Origin of the sequence: Rhizobium sp. SG2393, assembly GCF_042610495.1 — a bacterium.
Lineage (GTDB): Bacteria > Pseudomonadota > Alphaproteobacteria > Rhizobiales > Rhizobiaceae > RU20A.
Window position 1 is genome coordinate 101100 of the sequence record NZ_JBHGAP010000009.1, and the last position, 16623, is coordinate 117722.

17 protein-coding genes are annotated in these 16623 nt (G+C 64.2%); 6 read left to right on the plus strand and 11 right to left on the minus strand.

Annotated features, from left to right (window positions below; genetic code table 11):
* Positions 1 to 22: 22 nt before the first annotated feature.
* Both ACED18_RS17015 and ACED18_RS17020 read right to left on the minus strand, forming a co-directional pair.
* Entirely contained in the window at positions 23 to 850 is an 828-nt protein-coding gene (locus ACED18_RS17015; protein WP_377294420.1) for an amino acid ABC transporter permease, read from the minus strand.
* Positions 851 to 860: 10 nt separating this feature from the next.
* Positions 861 to 1667: a basic amino acid ABC transporter substrate-binding protein gene (locus ACED18_RS17020; RefSeq protein ID WP_377294422.1), complete on the minus strand. Its 807-nt coding sequence runs from the start codon at positions 1665 to 1667 to the stop codon at positions 861 to 863.
* Positions 1668 to 1931: 264 nt separating this feature from the next.
* Here ACED18_RS17020 and ACED18_RS17025 point away from each other — a divergent pair, with 264 nt between their 5' ends.
* Positions 1932 to 2489, plus strand: a complete 558-nt coding sequence (locus ACED18_RS17025) for a GNAT family N-acetyltransferase (RefSeq protein ID WP_377294424.1) — start codon at positions 1932 to 1934, stop codon at positions 2487 to 2489.
* Positions 2490 to 2495: 6 nt separating this feature from the next.
* Here ACED18_RS17025 and ACED18_RS17030 read toward each other — a convergent pair whose 3' ends face one another.
* From ACED18_RS17030 to acnA, 3 genes are all read right to left on the minus strand, one after another.
* Positions 2496 to 2882 (minus strand): DUF2794 domain-containing protein, encoded by a 387-nt coding sequence (locus ACED18_RS17030; RefSeq protein WP_377294426.1) that lies wholly within the window; start codon positions 2880 to 2882, stop codon positions 2496 to 2498.
* A 354-nt stretch (positions 2883 to 3236) separates the two neighbouring features.
* Positions 3237 to 3986: a DUF1223 domain-containing protein gene (locus tag ACED18_RS17035; RefSeq protein WP_377294428.1), complete on the minus strand. Its 750-nt coding sequence runs from the start codon at positions 3984 to 3986 to the stop codon at positions 3237 to 3239.
* A 378-nt stretch (positions 3987 to 4364) separates the two neighbouring features.
* Complete coding sequence (acnA, locus tag ACED18_RS17040; protein ID WP_377294430.1) at positions 4365 to 7061, minus strand: aconitate hydratase AcnA; 2697 nt, start codon at positions 7059 to 7061, stop codon at positions 4365 to 4367.
* Positions 7062 to 7322: 261 nt separating this feature from the next.
* Here acnA and ccmA point away from each other — a divergent pair, with 261 nt between their 5' ends.
* The 5 genes from ccmA (at position 7323) to ACED18_RS17065 (ending at position 10352) form a co-directional block, all read left to right on the plus strand.
* The gene (gene ccmA / locus ACED18_RS17045) at positions 7323 to 7973 is read left to right on the plus strand and encodes a heme ABC exporter ATP-binding protein CcmA (protein WP_377294432.1); all 651 of its coding nucleotides are present in this window, start codon (positions 7323 to 7325) and stop codon (positions 7971 to 7973) included.
* A gap of 43 nt (positions 7974 to 8016) precedes the next feature.
* A complete protein-coding gene (ccmB, locus tag ACED18_RS17050; protein ID WP_377294434.1) occupies positions 8017 to 8676 on the plus strand; it encodes a heme exporter protein CcmB in 660 nt (219 codons plus the stop codon).
* 98 nt (positions 8677 to 8774) lie between these two features.
* A complete protein-coding gene (locus ACED18_RS17055; protein WP_377294436.1) occupies positions 8775 to 9539 on the plus strand; it encodes a heme ABC transporter permease in 765 nt (254 codons plus the stop codon).
* A 1-nt stretch (position 9540) separates the two neighbouring features.
* Positions 9541 to 9720 carry a heme exporter protein CcmD gene (ccmD, locus tag ACED18_RS17060; protein ID WP_377294438.1) on the plus strand — a complete coding sequence of 60 codons (180 nt, stop codon included), beginning with the start codon at positions 9541 to 9543 and terminating at the stop codon, positions 9718 to 9720.
* A complete protein-coding gene (locus ACED18_RS17065; RefSeq protein WP_377294440.1) occupies positions 9717 to 10352 on the plus strand; it encodes a DsbE family thiol:disulfide interchange protein in 636 nt (211 codons plus the stop codon). The genes ccmD and ACED18_RS17065 overlap by 4 nt, the downstream gene beginning before the upstream one ends.
* 160 nt (positions 10353 to 10512) lie before the next feature.
* Here ACED18_RS17065 and ACED18_RS17070 read toward each other — a convergent pair whose 3' ends face one another.
* The 6 genes from ACED18_RS17070 to ACED18_RS17095 all read right to left on the minus strand — a co-directional run bounded on the left by ACED18_RS17070 (position 10513) and on the right by ACED18_RS17095 (position 16580).
* On the minus strand, positions 10513 to 11103 hold the full coding sequence (locus ACED18_RS17070) for a DUF2585 domain-containing protein (protein WP_377294442.1): 591 nt from the start codon (positions 11101 to 11103) through the stop codon (positions 10513 to 10515).
* Positions 11100 to 11747, minus strand: a complete 648-nt coding sequence (locus ACED18_RS17075; RefSeq protein WP_377294444.1) for a septation protein A — start codon at positions 11745 to 11747, stop codon at positions 11100 to 11102. Before ACED18_RS17075 ends, ACED18_RS17070 begins: the two co-directional genes overlap by 4 nt.
* Positions 11748 to 11864: 117 nt before the next feature.
* Complete coding sequence (gene ftsY / locus ACED18_RS17080; protein WP_377294447.1) at positions 11865 to 13280, minus strand: signal recognition particle-docking protein FtsY; 1416 nt, start codon at positions 13278 to 13280, stop codon at positions 11865 to 11867.
* A gap of 27 nt (positions 13281 to 13307) precedes the next feature.
* Positions 13308 to 14579 (minus strand): tRNA (N(6)-L-threonylcarbamoyladenosine(37)-C(2))-methylthiotransferase MtaB, encoded by a 1272-nt coding sequence (mtaB, locus tag ACED18_RS17085; protein WP_377294449.1) that lies wholly within the window; start codon positions 14577 to 14579, stop codon positions 13308 to 13310.
* The gene (gene dapF / locus ACED18_RS17090; RefSeq protein WP_377294451.1) at positions 14576 to 15487 is read right to left on the minus strand and encodes a diaminopimelate epimerase; all 912 of its coding nucleotides are present in this window, start codon (positions 15485 to 15487) and stop codon (positions 14576 to 14578) included. Before dapF ends, mtaB begins: the two co-directional genes overlap by 4 nt.
* 94 nt (positions 15488 to 15581) lie before the next feature.
* Positions 15582 to 16580: an MBL fold metallo-hydrolase gene (locus tag ACED18_RS17095; protein ID WP_377294453.1), complete on the minus strand. Its 999-nt coding sequence runs from the start codon at positions 16578 to 16580 to the stop codon at positions 15582 to 15584.
* Between the last annotated feature and the right edge of the window lie 43 nt (positions 16581 to 16623).

Sequence of the window (16623 nt, forward strand, 5' to 3'; positions counted from 1 at the left end):
GAAGAATTTCCTGAGAGCTTTCTCACTCTACCGCCTGCCGTCCAAGCCGCAAACGCTGCTCCAGTCGTCTCAGCAGCAGCGACAGCCCGATCGTCAGGATGAGGTAGACATAGGCGACGATCGAATAGGTCTCGAAGAAGCGGAAGGAGCCAGAGGCATAGACCTTGCCCATTTGCGTGATGTCGGCGACACCGAGCACGGAGACGAGCGAGCTGTCCTTGACCATGGCAACGAAATCGTTGCCAAGCGGCGGCAGGATGGTTCTGAGCGCCTGCGGAAAGACGACGAGGCGGAACCGCTGCGTTCCGCTGAGCCCCAGCGCCTTGGCCGCTTCGATCTGGCCCTTGTCCACGGCAAGAATGCCTGCACGGAAGACCTCGGCAATGAAAGCGGAATAACCGATCATCAACGCCAGGATGGCCCGCCACATCAGTGAGAGATCGCGCACCTGCATCGGCTCGACAAGACCCTGGGATACGAGCGGCGAGAGCAGCACGTTGATCAGCGCCACAAGAGCCGGTGCGCCCACGAAGGCGATGTAGAACAGCAGGACGAGGATGGGGATGCCGCGAATGACCTCGGTATAGAACCGCGCCGCCTGCCGCAGGAAAGCACTGTCGGAAAGCCCCATCAGCGCAATGCCGAGCCCCAGCGCCGTCGCGAGGCTGAAGCCGGCGATGGTTACGAAGACGGTGACGCCCAGCCCCTTGATGACGGTGGTGAACACCTGCGCATACAGGTCGTTGGCGATGATGACGCCGGCAAGGACAAGCGCAATCAACACGAGAACGACCAGCCACCAGGGCCGGTCGTTCGTGCCTGCGCTGCCGGAAGGGGGCGAGACAGCCATTCTCTCGGGATCAGCCGCCCATCTTGTAGTCGAGGAACCACTTCTTGTTCAGGGCATCGAAGGTGCCATCCGCCTTCAGTGCCTTGATCGCGGCATTGACGGGCGCGACGAGATCGGACCCCTTCGGGAAGATGAAGCCGAAATCCTCGCTGCCGAGCGGCCCGCCGATCAGCTTCAACCCGCCATTGGAGGCATCGACATAGCCCTTGCCGGCCGTGCCGTCGGTGAGGACGGCATCCACGTCGCCGGCCTTGAGTGCCTGTACGGTGGCACCGAAGGTTTCGAAAAGCTTGATGCGTGGGTTCTGCTCATTGCCGTCGAGCACTTCGTAGACGGCGGTGTAGAAGGGCGTCGTGCCTGGCTGCGCACCGATCAGGCCATCGGCGAAGGCTCCGAGGCTCTTGCCGTCGGTGAAGCGCTTCTCGTCGCCGCGCACCAGCAGGAACTGTTCGGAGCGCATGTAGGGATCGGAGAAATCGACCTTCTCCTTGCGGTCTTCCTTGATGGTGATGCCGGTCATGCCGATCTGGTACTGCCCGTCCGACACCGACTGGATCATGGCGTCCCAGGAGGTGTTCTGGTACTCGACCTTGAAGTTCAGCCGCTTGGCGATTTCGTTCATCGCATCATATTCCCAACCGATCGCCTTGCCGGTCGAGGGCTCGACGAACTGCAGCGGCGGATAGGCATTTTCCGTCACGACGACGACGGTCTTGCCGCCGAGATCGGGGAGATCGGATGCGAAGGCGGGAGCGGTGGTAAAGAGCGCGGCAGCGAGACCGGCCATGCCGGCAAGGAACTGACGTCTGGAGGACATCGGGAAACTCCTGAAAATCTGTGGCTCACGGACGTTTCCCGATCGCAGCGACGAATGCAAGAGCAGGCCTTTGCAAAAATGGCCCACGAAGCGAAATGGATATCCGGATAAGGATCAGTCGGGCCGGTCGCCGCTATCTTGATCCGCCTTTGACGATGTGGGATGGAGCATCGAACGCCAGCCGGGCGCCCGGCGACACGGTTCTCCAGAAAGCGGACCGGCATCTCGGCCGCCGATACCCTCATCAAGTGCCAAGGCCCCGCCATGACCTTCACGATCCGCGACGCACGCCCCTCCGATATCCCGGCGCTGACCGCCATCTATCGGGAATCCGTCGAAAACGGCGTGGCGACCTACGAGATATCAGCGCCGGACGAGGCGGAAATGGCGACCCGCTTTGCGACGATCACCGGCAATGGCTACCCCTATATCGTCGCCACCGACGCCGACGACACGGTGCTGGGCTATGCTTATGCCTCCGCCTTCCGCACCCGCTCGGCCTACCGTTTCCTGGTGGAGGATTCCATCTACCTCGGCCCGCAAGCGCGTGGGCGGGGCATCGGCCGGGCACTCCTCGACCAGCTTGTCGCCCGCTGCACCACGCTCGGCTTCCGCCAGATGGTCGCCGTCATCGGAGGGGCGCACCCGGCCTCGATCGGCGTGCACCGCGCCGCTGGCTTTATCGATTGCGGCACGATGAAAGGTTCCGGCTACAAACACGGCCGATGGCTAGATACGGTCTTCATGCAGCTGCAACTGGGCGACGGCCACGAGACCCATCCAGAGGCCGGCACCTATCCGGACACGCTCTACCGCGTCTGAGCAAGACTATTTGTCGATCAGCTTCAGCGCGCTATCGAAGACTTTCAGCACCTGCGCCAGATCATGGCCGCGCTTCAGGATGCGCCCATGCGTGTTCACCACGCTGAAGGCGCCCTGGCGACTGGCAAGCTTGGGGTTTTTCTCGATCCGGAAAAGCGGCATCTCGCCGGAGCGCTTGAAGACCGAGAAGACGGCCCGGTCCTTCAGATGGTCCAGCGCATAGTCGCGCCATTCGCCTTCGCCCACCATGCGCCCATAGACCCGGAGGATCAGGTCCAGTTCCCGCCTGTGGAATGTGATCGGCAGCGGATCTTTCTGCGACCGGTATTCCTGGAGATCGACCACCACCGGCGCTCTCGTTTCGCCAGGCGTCACATCCGTTGCATCCGTCATCTCATCTCCGCATCTCACGTGACAGATGAGTGACAGTGTGCCTGACAGACCTCAAAATGCAAGCCGGCTCTTCGCCACCCGACACGGTCTGGCACAGCCATGCAATCGGTCCAGGAATGCCCCATTTCGGCCCAAGCCACGCCCCATTCGGCATCGAAACTCCGCGAGCTTACGGGAAAGCTTGCCCCGCATTCCCGAAAGCTGCAGGTGGGACGCCGCGTATCGTAAGGCTCTCCATCCGCCAGGGTCGGTCCGGACGTGTCGAAACCCTCAAGCCCCAGCCCCCTCGGTGCGGCCGGGCCGGCCCCTCGAAAGAATGCCAATGGCAGGCCAACGCAAGTCCCGTCGCAGGAGCTATTGCGCCGCCTGCACCATCTCCGACACCGTGATCGACGCCGCGCCTAAGATTCGGCCCGGACCCCCATCCGATGTCGCTGCCTGCAGCAGGATCGCGCAGCCATTGCGGTCTGCCGCCTCGAGCACAGAGCGCGGCAGGGTGAAGCGCTTGGCGCTGCCGTCCCACATGCCGATCGTCTGCACGTCGCGAACTGGGTGGGCATAGGTGATGTCGCGGCCGCTGTTTTCGCCCTTCTCGACTTTCACCCGCTCCTGGACATCGAAATAGACGACGACGACATTGGCAAGCGGTGTGCCCTTCCGATCTTCCGGACCCGCGCCGATGGCGATATCGATTTCCTGGCCGTTCATGCTGAGATCGACCGGGATGGTCAGTCCCTTGCCTGACTTGCCGAGATCATCAATCTTGGCGCGAATGCCGCCGAGATCACGGCCATTGGCATGGTCCTCGCCGTTGACGATGGCCTGAGGCGTATAGACACCGGCCCGGCCCAGCGCCTTGGCATAGGCATACTGGCGCGCCGTATTGTCCTTCGATGCCAGCGTGTCGTTCCAGCCGAGATAATTCCAGTAATCTACGTGATAGGCGAGAGCCACGACATCGCCCTGCCGGATCAGCGACTTCATCACCTCGTCGGCCGGCGGACAGGAGGAGCAGCCCTGGCTGGTAAAGAGTTCCACGACCGCCTTCGGGCGCGCGACGATATGGCTTGCGGCCTGCGCAACGGCGCCCGTGCCGATGGCCATGAAAGCCGCCAAAACTATGCACCCGATCCGTCGCATGGTGGTCCGTTCAAGCTGGCCCTGCGCACGACTCCCATCAGCAGGCGATGAGATTTGACGGCCGGACCCGTTCATTCCGATTTCCCGGCCAGGTGTCTGGCACAGGCGTGAAAGGTTGTTCACCCGTCTCTAGCGCGGGGCCCGGCCCACGCAAAGTCACGTTGGAGTGAGACGGCCGCTGGGCCGGAGGCATCGGAAATTGCTTGAGAAACCGCAACTGCCTGCCGCGGAAGCGTGATTCACGACCGGACAATGATCGCCCTGCCGCGCTGCTGGGACGGTCACAAAAAAGAGAACGCCGGAGAGAGCCCCGGCGTTCCTGTTTCATTGAGGATCAGACGATCAGGCGGCGAGATCGCGCAGAACCGTCTGCAGGATGCCGCCATTGTTGACGTAGGTGACTTCGTCGAGCGTATCGATGCGGCAGACCAGCGGCACTTCCTTCACGGAACCGTCGCCATAGGTGATCTTGGCGATCTTCTTCTCGCGCGGCTTGATCTCGCCGTCGAGGCCTTCGATCGTCACCGTCTCGTCGCCCTTGAGGTCGAGTGACGCCCAGGTCGTGCCTTCCTCGAAGACGAAGGGGATGACGCCCATGCCGACCAGGTTCGAGCGGTGGATGCGCTCGAAGGACTGGGCGACGACGGCGCGCACGCCGAGCAGGTTGGTGCCCTTGGCAGCCCAGTCACGCGACGAACCGTTGCCGTATTCGACACCGGCGAAGATGACGAGCGGAACGCCCTCGGCCTTGTACTTCATGGCCGCGTCGTAGATCGACATCTCTTCCTTGGACGGATAGTGGATCGTGTAGCCACCTTCCTTGCCGTTCGGGCCGAGCATGTGGTTGCGGATGCGGATGTTGGCGAAGGTGCCGCGCATCATGACTTCATGGTTGCCGCGGCGCGTGCCGTACTGGTTGAAGTCCGCGACGCCGACGCCGTTGTCGATGAGGTAGGCACCGGCGGGCGAGGCCGCCTTGATCGAACCGGCCGGGGAAATGTGGTCGGTGGTGATCTTGTCGCCGAAGAGACCGAGAACGCGGGCGTTCACGATGTTCTCGACGCCCGTGCCGGCCTGCTTGGGCATGCCGACGAAGTAGGGCGGGTTCTGCACATAGGTCGACTTGTCGTCCCAGGCGTAGGTCTGGCCTTCCGGCACCTGCACGGCCTGCCAGTTTTCATCGCCCTTGAACACGTCGGCATACTTCGTTTCGAAGAGTTCGCGCGTTACGTACTTCTGGATGAAGTCCTGCACTTCCTGCGAGGACGGCCAGATGTCCTTGAGGTAGACGGGGTTGCCGTCCTTGTCCTCGCCGAGCGGCTCCTTCGTCAGGTCCTTCTGCACCGTGCCGGCCAGCGCATAGGCGACGACGAGCGGCGGCGAGGCCAGGTAGTTTGCCTGAACGTCGGGCGAGATACGGCCTTCGAAGTTGCGGTTGCCCGAGAGAACACCGGCCGTGATCAGGCCCTTGTCGTTGATGGTCTTGGAGATCGGCGCCGGCAGCGGGCCGGAATTGCCGATGCAGGTCGTGCAGCCGAAGCCGACGAGGTTGAAGCCGAGCGCGTCGAGCTCCTTCTGGAGGCCCGACTTTTCGAGATATTCGCCGACGACCTGCGATCCCGGAGCCAGCGAGGTCTTTACCCACGGCTTGGACTTCAGGCCCTTGGCAACGGCGTTGCGGGCGAGAAGGCCGGCCGCGATCAGCACGCTCGGGTTGGACGTGTTGGTGCAGGACGTGATGGCGGCGATGCAGACATCGCCGTGGCCGAGGTCGAAGCTCTCGCCTTCGACGGCGTAGCGGCTCGCAAGCTGGCCGGGCTTCTTGTAGTCGCCTTCGAGCGCGGTCGCGAAGTTCGGCGCGATCGTTTCGAGCGGCAGGCGGCCTTCCGGACGCTTCGGGCCGGCCATGGAGGGCACGACGTCGTTGAGGTCGAGTTCGAGCGTGTCGGTGAAGACGAGCTGGGCGCCGTCATTGTCGCGCCACATGCCCTGCGCCTTCGAATAGGCTTCGACGAGCGCGATGCGGTCCTTGGAGCGGCCGGACATGTCGAGATAGCCGACGGTGGCGGCATCGACCGGGAAGAAGCCGCAGGTCGCGCCGTATTCCGGACCCATGTTGCCGATGGTGGCGCGGTCGGCGACCGGCAGCGTGTCGAGGCCGGGACCGAAGAATTCGACGAACTTCGAGACAACGCCCTTCTTGCGCAGCATCTGCACGACAGTCAGCACGAGGTCGGTCGCGGTCACGCCTTCCTTCAGCGTACCCGTCAGCTTGAAGCCGATCACTTCCGGCAGCAGCATGGAGACGGGCTGGCCGAGCATGGCGGCTTCGGCTTCGATACCGCCCACACCCCAGCCGAGAACGCCGAGACCGTTGATCATCGTCGTGTGGCTGTCGGTGCCGACGCAGGTGTCGGGATAGGCGATCGTTTCGCCGTCTTCGTCCTTCGTCCAGACGGTCTGGCCGAGATATTCGAAGTTCACCTGGTGACAGATGCCGGTGCCCGGGGGAACGACGCGGAAGTTCTTGAAGGCCTGCTGGCCCCACTTCAGGAAGCGGTAGCGCTCGCCATTGCGCTGGTATTCCAGCTCGACGTTGCGGGCAAAGGCGTTCGGCGTGCCGAATTCATCGACGATGACCGAGTGGTCGATGACGAGATCGACGGGAACGAGCGGGTTGATCTTTTCCGGATCGCCGCCAAGCGCCTTGATACCGTCGCGCATGGCTGCCAGGTCCACCACGGCGGGAACGCCGGTGAAGTCCTGCATGAGGACGCGGGCCGGGCGATAGGCGATTTCGGCTTCCGTCAGGCCCTTGTTGGTGAGCCAGGCAGCGACAGCCTCGATATCGGCCTTGCGCACGGACCGGCCGTCCTCGTTGCGCAGCAGGTTCTCGAGCAGAACCTTCATCGAGTAGGGAAGCTTGGACACGCCGGCGAGACCGTTGGCCTCAGCCTTGGGGATGCTGAAATAGACGTATTCCTTGCCGCCCACGGTGAGCGTGGAACGACAATTGAAGCTGTCGAGGGATTTGGACACTGGGTACTCCCGCTCCGTTTGATCGCCAAAAACTGACGTACGAACGCCCGAGCGCCTGGCGGCGCGATATGGGATGCGGGTGCGGCCATTTCCGCTGTCCGTACGTGGAAAGTCTTCCATGTTCGGCGCTAGAATGAAATTCACGCCGACCGCTGGCGTGTTGAGGGCGTTATAGATAATTTCGCCGGAACGTGCCAGACCGGGACAGGCCGTCGGGCGAGATTTTTTTGCATTGCGACGAAGGTCGTAAAGGGAACGTGAATGCCGCTTCTCCTCAGCGTCGAAGGACTGGCCGCCCGGCGCGGAGAAGACTTTGTTTTCCGCGACATAACCGTCACATTGGAGGCCGGCGAAGCGCTCGTCGTGACCGGCCCGAACGGTTCGGGAAAATCGACCTTTCTGCGCGTTGTGGCGGGGCTTCTGAAGCCCGATCTCGGCACCGTCCGCATGACGTCTGCTGAGCACCCGATCGAGCGGGTGGCGGAGGCCTGTCACTATCTCGGCCACCGCAATGCGATGAAGCGGGAACTGACCGTGGAGGAAAACCTGGCCTTCTGGAAACGCTTTCTCGGCGATGTCGCACCGATGCGTGGTCAGGCGATCGATGAGGCGGCCGAAGCGGTGGGCCTGCCGGACATCCTGCACCTGCCCTATGGCTATCTTTCGGCCGGCCAGCAGCGCCGCATGGCCATGGCGAAGCTTCTCGTCGCTGGCCGCCCCATCTGGATCCTGGACGAGCCGACCGCAGCCCTCGATGCGGCCTCCGAAGCCCTCTTTGCCGATCTCGTGCACCGCCACCGCGCCGCCGGCGGCATCGTTCTCGCCGCCACGCACCAGCCGCTGGGCTTCGAAGGCGCAAAGGCCCTCTTCATGAAAGGCTTCGAGGCACGCGAGGAGGAGCTGGCATGGTGAGCGGCCAACGCCTGTCGCACCGCATCCGCCGGAGTATGCGGCGATGATGGCGCTCCTTGTCCGCGACCTGCGCCTTTCGGTCCGCGCCGGCGGTGGCGCGCTGATCGGCATCCTGTTTTTCATGACGGTCGTCGCCGTCATTCCCTTCGGCGTCGGGCCCGACCTCAACCTGCTCGCCCGCATCGGTCCCGCGATTCTCTGGATTGGCGCACTGCTCGCCGCCCTTCTCGGCCTCGACCGTCTCTTCCAGGCCGAGCGGGAGGACGGCTCGCTCGATCTCCTGCTGATGCAGGAAACGCCGCTCATCGTCACCGTCTTCGTCAAATGCCTGGCGCACTGGCTGTCGAGCGGCCTGCCGCTGGCGCTGGCGGCACCGCTGCTCGGCCTCTTCATGAACATGGATGCGACGGCCATCGGCGCCGCCATGCTGACGCTTGTCGTGGGCACGCCGGCCATCACCTTCATCGGCGCGGTCGGCGCTGCGGTCGCCGTCTCCCTGCCCCGCGGCGGCCTGCTCGTTTCCATCCTCGTCCTGCCGCTGGCGATCCCCGTCCTCATCTTCGGCGTCAGCGCCAGTTATGCGGCCGTCGAGGACCCGGCACCCTTCCTGCCGCCCTTCCTGATCCTCATCGCCATCACACTCTTCTTCGCCGTGATCGGACCCCTGGCTGCCGCCGCCGCCTTGCGCAACGCCAGCGACTGAGACGGGCGCCCGGATCGAACCTGAAAAGGCGCAACTGGCGATAACGCCGTTGATCGCGGTCAATTGCCGGAAGCCGGCAGACACGGTAAACAGGTGTCATGAGCGAACAGAGCCTTGCCATCCGCAGGATCAGCGATCTTGCCAATCCCACCCGCTTCCTGGCGCTCGCCGGACGCGTGCTCCCCTGGCTTTCGGCCGTGACCGCCATCCTGTTTGCGGTCGGGCTTTACCTCTCCTTCTCCACCGAAGGCGATTACCAGCAGGGCGAAACCGTCCGCATCATGTATATCCACGTGCCTTCGGCCTGGCTGTCGATGATGTGCTACACGGTCATGGCGATCTCTGCCCTCGGCACGTTGGTCTGGCGCCACCCCTTGGCCGACGTCTCGGCCAAGGCAGCAGCCCCCATCGGCGCCGTTTTCACCTTCCTCGCGCTCGTCACCGGCTCGCTCTGGGGCAAGCCCATGTGGGGCACCTGGTGGGTCTGGGATGCGCGGCTGACATCGGTCTTCGTGCTCTTCCTCATGTATCTCGGCCTGATCGCGCTCAACCGCGCCTTCGAGGATCCGGGCAAGGCCGCACGCGTCTCGGCGATCCTCATCCTCGTCGGCTTCGTCAACATTCCCATCATCAAGTTCTCGGTGGAGTGGTGGAACACGCTGCACCAGCCGGCAAGCGTGATGCGTATGGACGGTCCGGCGATCGATGCGGAATTCCTGCGTCCGCTGCTCGTCATGGCCGCCGCCTTCACGCTGCTCTTCTTCACGCTCCACACCGCTGCCATGCGCAACGAGATCTGGGATCGCCGCATGATGGCCATGCGCCGCCAGGCCGCCCGTCTGGCCGGCAAGGGCGAGGCCTGACATGACCCACACGACCTATGTGCTCGCATCCTACATCATCGCAGCCGTGACGGTGATCGGTCTGATCCTGTCGATCTATCTCGGCGGACGCCGCCGACAGCGCGCGCTTGCGGCGCTGGAAGCATCCGGCATCCGCCGCCGCTCCGCCACCGCCCAGACCGCACCGGAACAGTCCGCATGAGCATCGAGACCAGCAAACCGGACGCCGGGGCGCCGGCACCTGAGACCACACCGGCCGGTCGCGGGGGCCCCTTGCGCATCCTGCTCGCACTGATGCCGCTCGTCATTTTCGGGGCGCTCGCCTACATCTTCTGGGCTCAGCTCCAGTCCGGTCGCGACACCAGCGTCATCCCCTCCGCGCTGATCGGCACGAAAGCGCCGACGCTTGCGCTCGAACCGCTCTCCGGGGCGACACGCGACGGAAAGCCCATGCCGGCGCTCACCGACGCCGCGATCGCCGGCAAGCTGACGCTCGTCAATGTCTGGGCCTCCTGGTGCGTGCCCTGCCGGCAGGAACACCCGATCATTCTGGAATTGTCGAAGGATCCGCGCCTGACGGTTGTGGGCATCAACTACAAGGACCAGAACGAAAACGCCCTGCGCTTCCTCGGCGAGCTCGGCAATCCCTTCCACGCCATCGGCATCGATCCGCGCGGCAAGGCGGCCATCGACTGGGGCGTCTACGGCATTCCGGAATCCTATCTCGTCGCACCTGATGGAACGATCCTCTACAAGCGCGTTGGACCGTTCGACGACAAGAGCCTCGAAGAGGGATTGAAGCCGGCGATCGAGAAGGCGCTGGCGAAGAGCTGATCCTGGATCGGATGGTAACCGGCCCGAGCGTCGGCCGAAGCCCGCCCGGCAACGGCACGCAGCGTGCTGGCTGGCAACCGGACAAGCGCTGTTTAACCCGCTGACGCCAAACCGGGTTCGGCATCTCGCTTCTTTCCCTAACGACGAAAGATCCTCGGTATCAGAGCGCAGCCTGCCAGGCCTTGATGGCCTCGACTGGCCAGACCAGCATGATGACGTTGAGCGTCAGGTTGTCCCGGATGAGATAGCCGGTCAGCAGCTCGAAGACGATGGCAAGACCGATGGTGAAAGCCACCGGCAGGCGCAGCGCTGCAAGGAATCCGATCGCCATGAAGATCGTATCCATCGACGAATTCAGGATGCTGTCGCCGTAATAGTCGAGCGAGACGGTCGCGGACCGGTAACGGTCTATGATGAGCGGCGTATTCTCCAGGATTTCCCACCCCATCTCCACGATGACCGCCGGAACGAGCCGGAAGGCGGCTGAGGCACGCGGCCAGACGGCCTTGGTTGCGGCGTAGAAGATGAAGCCATGAATGATGTGGGAGAAGGTATACCAGTCGGCAATATGCTGGGAATTGCCGGGACCGGTCGCGTTGGCCTCGAACAGCTTCACGAAGCCGCAATCGCAGATCCAGATGCGGCCCATGGCGCGCAGCGTGATGATCTGCGCGATCAGCAGAAGGGCTGCGAGCCCCAGCCACGCCAGTTTTCGATTGCCGCCCTCGGCTGCCGGAACCAGGCCCGTCATGCTTCCGGCTTTTCCTCGATGGTGTGACGCATGATCAGGGGCAGCTGCGACATGGTGAAGACGATGGTGATCGGCATCGTGCCCCAGACCTTGAAGGCAACCCAGAAATCGGTCGAGAAATGGCGCCAGATCACCTCGTTGAGCACGGCCAGAAACAGGAAGAACACGCCCCAGCGGAAGGTGAGCTTGTACCAGCCCTCGTCCGTCAGCCTGAAGGCGGAGTGCAGCACGTAGCCGAGCAGGGATTTTCCAAAGAACAGGCCACCGAGCAGGATAGTGCCGAAAAGCGCGTTCACGATGGTCGGCTTCATCTTGATGAAGGTATCGTTCTGGAGCCAGAGGGTCAGCGCGCCAAAGACGAGAACGACGATGCCCGAGATCAGCGGCATCATCGGAAGCGTGCGCGTCAGAACCCAGGATACGGCAAGCGCAATGGCGGTCGCGGCCATGAAGAGGCCGGTGGCGATGAAGATCGGCCCGCCCAACTCGGCGAGAACCGGGAAGCGCGTCGCCAGCCATTCCCCGCGCGAATTGGCGAAGAAGAAGACCAGCAGCGGCCCGAGTTCGAGAATGAGCTTCGGCACGGCGCTGAGCTCCTGACGGGGCTGTTCCGGCGTGATCTTGCCCGGTTCGGCGGTGGACATCGGCGTCAGGCTCCTGCTTGCCTCATTGCGTCTCGTTCGTCGTCAGCCCCGTGGATGCCGTATGCATCCGGGAAGCCTCTGCCAGCAGCCACACACCCGCATGGCGGCAAAACCATGTCAGTGCGGCGTGCCGGCAATCGCAGCGGCGAAATCCTTCGCCTCGAAAGGCTCCAGATCGTCTATACCCTCGCCGACGCCAATGAAATAGACCGGCAGCTTGTGCTTGGCGGCGATGGCGACGAGAATGCCGCCGCGCGCCGTGCCATCGAGCTTGGTCATGATGAGGCCGGAGACGCCGGCCACGTTGCGGAAGATCTCCACCTGCTGCAGCGCATTCTGCCCCGTCGTCGCATCCAGCGTCTGCAGCACCGTGTGCGGCGCATCCGGATCGATCTTGCCGAGCACGCGGACGATTTTTTCAAGCTCGGCCATCAGCTCCGTCTTGTTCTGCAGCCGGCCGGCGGTGTCGATGATCAGCACATCCGTGCCATTGGCCTTGGCCTGCTGGTAGGCCTCGAAGGCCAGCCCCGCCGCATCGGCGCCGAGCTTGGTCGAGACGATACCCGAGCCGGTACGGTCGGCCCAGATCTTCAGCTGCTCGATGGCCGCGGCACGGAACGTGTCGCCCGCCGCCAGCATGACCTTGAGGCCGGCACCGGAAAGCTTTGCGGCCAGCTTGCCGATCGTCGTCGTCTTGCCCGTGCCGTTGACCCCGACGACGAGGATCACATGCGGCTTGTGCGACAGATCGAGCGCCAGCGGCTTGGCGACCGGCTCCAGCACCTTGGTGATCTCGTTGGCCATGATGCGCTGCACGTCCTCGCCCGTCACGTCCTTGCCGTAACGTTCCGAGGACAGCGTATCGGTGATGCGCATGGCCGTCTCGAAGCCCAGATCGGCCTGCAGCAGCAGGTCTTCCAGATCCTGCAGTGTCGCCTCGTCCAGCTTGCGCTTGGTGAAAAGGCTGGTGATCTGGCCTGTCAGCTGCGAGGAGGTGCGGGCAAGACCGGCGCGCAGGCGCTGGAACCAGCTGAGGCGCGGCGCGGCGGCAACCGCAGGCTCCGGCGTCACGGGCGCAGAGCCGATGGCAAAGCCCCTGGGCAGGATGGCCTCGCCAGCCGGCACGGAAGCAGGCTCCACCACCTCGACCGCCAGTGCGTCCTCAATTACGATTGCCTCGGCATCGCGCGTATCCGCGTCGCTCCGATTCCCGTCGATGCCGTCCAGCCGGGCCAGATCCGCAATGTCCTCTTCGTCGTCATCGACGGGACCGCCTGCGGTCTCCATTTCGGCATCGAGAACCGGATCCTCGGCAGTCGGCAGGTCTGGCATCGGCTCAGGGACGACCTCGACCTCATCTCCATGCGTTTCCTTGAAGGCCGCAATCGACTCGTCCTCCGCCGGCACCGCCCAGGCCTCGGAGGCCTCCAGCGCGCGTTCGGCAGTCTCGTCCGGCGGCAGCACCGCATCGGCGGCGGGCTGCGGCTGATCCTTGCCGAAGGTGAAGACTTTCTTGATGAAGCCGAAGGCCATGCAACTGTCCGTTTCCGGGGAAAGCGCTCACGCCGCAGCGTCGGCAACCGTCCCGATCTGAAGATGACGGCCATTGTGGCCGGTGATGGTGACGCCCACAAGGGCACCGGGCGAAAGACCGGGTGCCGCAACCAGCGTGAAATCCTCCGTATGCGCCATGCCGTTGCGCTCCACGAGGATCATCTGCCGGCTGCCGGCGAGCCTGTCGAGATGGCGGACGTGCAGGCGTTCGGCGACAGCGCGAAGCGCCGCCGCCCGCGCTTTCACAAGCCCGCGATCGAGCTGCGGCATGCGCGCCGCCGGCGTGCCCGGACGCGGGCTGTAGGGGAAGACGTGCAGGTGCGCGATCCCCATCGCCTCGGCAAGGCGCGCGGAATTCTCCGCCATCTCCGCCGTCTCGGTCGGGAAGCCCGCGATCATGTCGGCGCCGAAGCTCATCTCGGGCCGCAGCCGCCGCGCCGTCTGCGCAAAGGCGAGCGCATCGGCGGCAAGATGGCGCCGCTTCATCCGCTTCAGGATCATGTCGTCGCCATGCTGCAATGACAGATGCAGATGCGGCATGAAGCGCGGCTCGTCGGCGATGAGGTCGAGAAGATGCGTGTCCACCTCGATACTGTCGATCGAGGAGAGCCGAAGCCGCGCGATCTCCGGCACTTGCTTCAGCAGCGTCTTGGCCAGTTGCCCGAGCGTCGGCCGGCCGGGCAGATCGCCGCCATAGCTGGTGGCGTCCACACCCGTCAGCACCACCTCGCGGTAGCCGCCTTCGATTAATCGCCGCGCCTGATCCACCACGGCGCCCATCGGCACGGAGCGCGAATTGCCGCGGCCATAGGGGATGATGCAGAAGGTGCAGCGATGGTCGCAGCCCGTCTGCACCTGCAAAAAAGCCCGCACATGCCCGTCGATGCCATCGACGAACTGCGGCGCCGTTTCCGTCACGCTCATGATGTCGTTGACGCGAAGCTTTTCTTCCGCCTCGACACCGAAATCCGGCAGGGCCACGTAGCTTTCGCGCTTCAGCTTTTCCTCGTTGCCGAGAACGGCATCCACCTCCGGCATGGCGGCAAAGGCAGCGCCCTCGACCTGCGCGGCACAGCCCGTCACCACGATGCGCGCGCCCGGCTGTTCGCGCTTCAGACGGCGGATCGTCTGGCGCGCCTGGCGCACCGCCTCGCCTGTCACGGCGCAGGTATTGACGAGAACCGCCCCCCGCAGCCCGGCGGCCTCGGCCTCGCGGCGCATGACCTCGCTTTCGAAGGTGTTGAGCCGGCAGCCGAAGGTGATGACCTCGACGCTCAACGCTCCGCCGCCTCCGGCACATCCGCCGCATCGCGCGAAAATTCACCCGTCTGCGGATCGACCATTCCGGACCATTCCCAGGTCGCGGGGCCCGTCATCACCACATGATCGTCGCGCTCGCGCCAGTCGATGATAAGCTCGCCGGGCGGCAGGGCGCTGGCAACCTTGATCGTCACCCGCCGTCCCGTCCGTCCGGTCCGTGCCGCAGCGACCCCGGCCGCGCAGGCCGCAGACCCGCAGGCGAGCGTCAGCCCCGCCCCGCGCTCCCAGGTCCGCGTCGTCAGCGTGTCCTTGCCGGTCACCTGCGCGATCGTAATGTTGGCGCGCTCGGGAAAGATCGGATGATTTTCGAGCAGCGGGCCAAAGCGCTCGAGATCATAGGACCAGACATCCTTCTCGACCCAGAAGATCGCATGCGGATTGCCCATGGAAACAACGGCCGGCGAATGCAGGATGGGCGCATCGATCGGCCCGATCTGCAGTTCGATGCGGCGCGTGTCGTGGAATTCTTCGGCCAGCGGGATCTCGCTCCAGCCAAGCCGCGGCTTGCCCATGTCGACGGAAATCGAGCCGTCCGGATGCTCGTCGGCCTCCAGCAGGCCCGCAACCGTGTGGAAGAGAAAATGCCGCTTGCCCGTCTCGGCCGCAAGCGCCTGCACGACGCAGCGCGTGCCATTGCCGCAGGCCTGCGCCTTGGTGCCATCGCAGTTGAGAATGTCGATGAAGGCATCCGTGCCGGCCGCTCTCGGATCGTGCACGGCCATGATCTGGTCGAAGGACGTCTGCGGGTCAGCGGCCAGCGCAATCGCCGCTTCCGGCGTCACGCGCCCGGCGCGACCGCGCATGTCGATGACGAGGATCTTGTTTCCAAGCCCGTTCATCCGCGCAAACTGAACCTTCTGCGACATCCGCGTTCATCCCATCAAAGGCAATTGCGCCGTATATGGCGCAAAAACCCTGCAAATGCCAGTCTTGCAGCCGTGCGGTCCGATGCGCGAGGCCTCAGGCCACCGGCGGGACGTCAAAGGCTTCGCCGGCAAGCATCGGCCGGAACCGCTCCCGTCCGATCCCGGCCGCATCGAGCGCGGCAAGAAGGGCCTGCCGCGGTGCATCCGGCGTCTCGTTCGTCAGCCGGAAGGTGCGCCAGTGATGGCCGGCGACATAAGCGGCATGGCAAAGCCGCATGCCCTCCACTGCTTCCTCCGGGTTCTGGTGCTGCCCCTTCATGAACCAGCGCGGCTCATAGGCGCCGATCGGCAGATTGGCGAGGCGGAAGGATCCGTAACGCGCCTGCACGGCGCGATAGTTGATGCCCTCGTGAAATCCGGTATCGCCGACATGATAGATGCGTCCCGCAGGCGTTGCGATCACGAAAGCGGCCCACAGCGCCATGGACCGGTCGCCGATGCCGCGCGCCGACCAGTGGTGGCAGGGCTCGCAATGCACGGAAACGCCTGGCATCACCTGCACCGCATCGCCCCAGTCCATCGCCTCGACGGCCGCATGGGGAATGGCGCGGCGAATGATCGTATCATTGCCAAGCGGGGTGAGGATGCGCGGCGCATGCACCTTCACGAGCCGCTTGAGGGCGTCGATATCCAGATGGTCGTAATGATTGTGCGTGACGATCACGAGATCGATCGCTGGCAATGCATCGAAGGCAACACCGGGCGGCGTCACCCGTTTCGGCCCCACCAGTCCGAGCGGCCCAACGCGGGTGGCAAAAACCGGATCGACCAGAATATTGAGGCCCACCACCTGGATCAGCATGGAGGCATGGCCGATCATGGTGACGCGCAAGCCATCGCCTTCTACCCGCGCTTCCGGCACCGTTCCGACGAAGGGGCTCTCCAGTCGCTTCGGCCAGTCCTCGATCCCTCCCCCCGTTTTCCAGCGCCAAACCGCGCGCAAGCCCAGCGGTGCGACACCACCCGGATTGAAGAAGCGGTTTCCGTCGAAATGGTCGGAAACCGGACCGGAATAATAGCGATTGCTGGGCATGGGGGATAAAGTGTCCTGCTGGGGCGGCGAGAGGTCCACTTAA

Bases quoted from the DNA above. Each gene is read 5' to 3' on its own strand.
- ACED18_RS17015 (WP_377294420.1), bottom strand. From the start codon at position 850: ATGGCTGTCTCGCCCCCTTCCGGCAGCGCAGGCACGAACGACCGGCCC.
- ACED18_RS17020 (WP_377294422.1), bottom strand. From the start codon at position 1,667: ATGTCCTCCAGACGTCAGTTCCTTGCCGGCATGGCCGGTCTCGCTGCC.
- ACED18_RS17025 (WP_377294424.1), top strand. From the start codon at position 1,932: ATGACCTTCACGATCCGCGACGCACGCCCCTCCGATATCCCGGCGCTG.
- ACED18_RS17030 (WP_377294426.1), bottom strand. From the start codon at position 2,882: ATGACGGATGCAACGGATGTGACGCCTGGCGAAACGAGAGCGCCGGTG.
- ACED18_RS17035 (WP_377294428.1), bottom strand. From the start codon at position 3,986: ATGGCCATCGGCACGGGCGCCGTTGCGCAGGCCGCAAGCCATATCGTC.
- ccmA (WP_377294432.1), top strand. From the start codon at position 7,323: ATGCCGCTTCTCCTCAGCGTCGAAGGACTGGCCGCCCGGCGCGGAGAA.
- ccmB (WP_377294434.1), top strand. From the start codon at position 8,017: ATGATGGCGCTCCTTGTCCGCGACCTGCGCCTTTCGGTCCGCGCCGGC.
- ACED18_RS17055 (WP_377294436.1), top strand. From the start codon at position 8,775: ATGAGCGAACAGAGCCTTGCCATCCGCAGGATCAGCGATCTTGCCAAT.
- ccmD (WP_377294438.1), top strand. From the start codon at position 9,541: ATGACCCACACGACCTATGTGCTCGCATCCTACATCATCGCAGCCGTG.
- ACED18_RS17065 (WP_377294440.1), top strand. From the start codon at position 9,717: ATGAGCATCGAGACCAGCAAACCGGACGCCGGGGCGCCGGCACCTGAG.
- ACED18_RS17070 (WP_377294442.1), bottom strand. From the start codon at position 11,103: ATGACGGGCCTGGTTCCGGCAGCCGAGGGCGGCAATCGAAAACTGGCG.
- ACED18_RS17075 (WP_377294444.1), bottom strand. From the start codon at position 11,747: ATGTCCACCGCCGAACCGGGCAAGATCACGCCGGAACAGCCCCGTCAG.
- ftsY (WP_377294447.1), bottom strand. From the start codon at position 13,280: ATGGCCTTCGGCTTCATCAAGAAAGTCTTCACCTTCGGCAAGGATCAG.
- dapF (WP_377294451.1), bottom strand. From the start codon at position 15,487: ATGTCGCAGAAGGTTCAGTTTGCGCGGATGAACGGGCTTGGAAACAAG.
- ACED18_RS17095 (WP_377294453.1), bottom strand. From the start codon at position 16,580: ATGCCCAGCAATCGCTATTATTCCGGTCCGGTTTCCGACCATTTCGAC.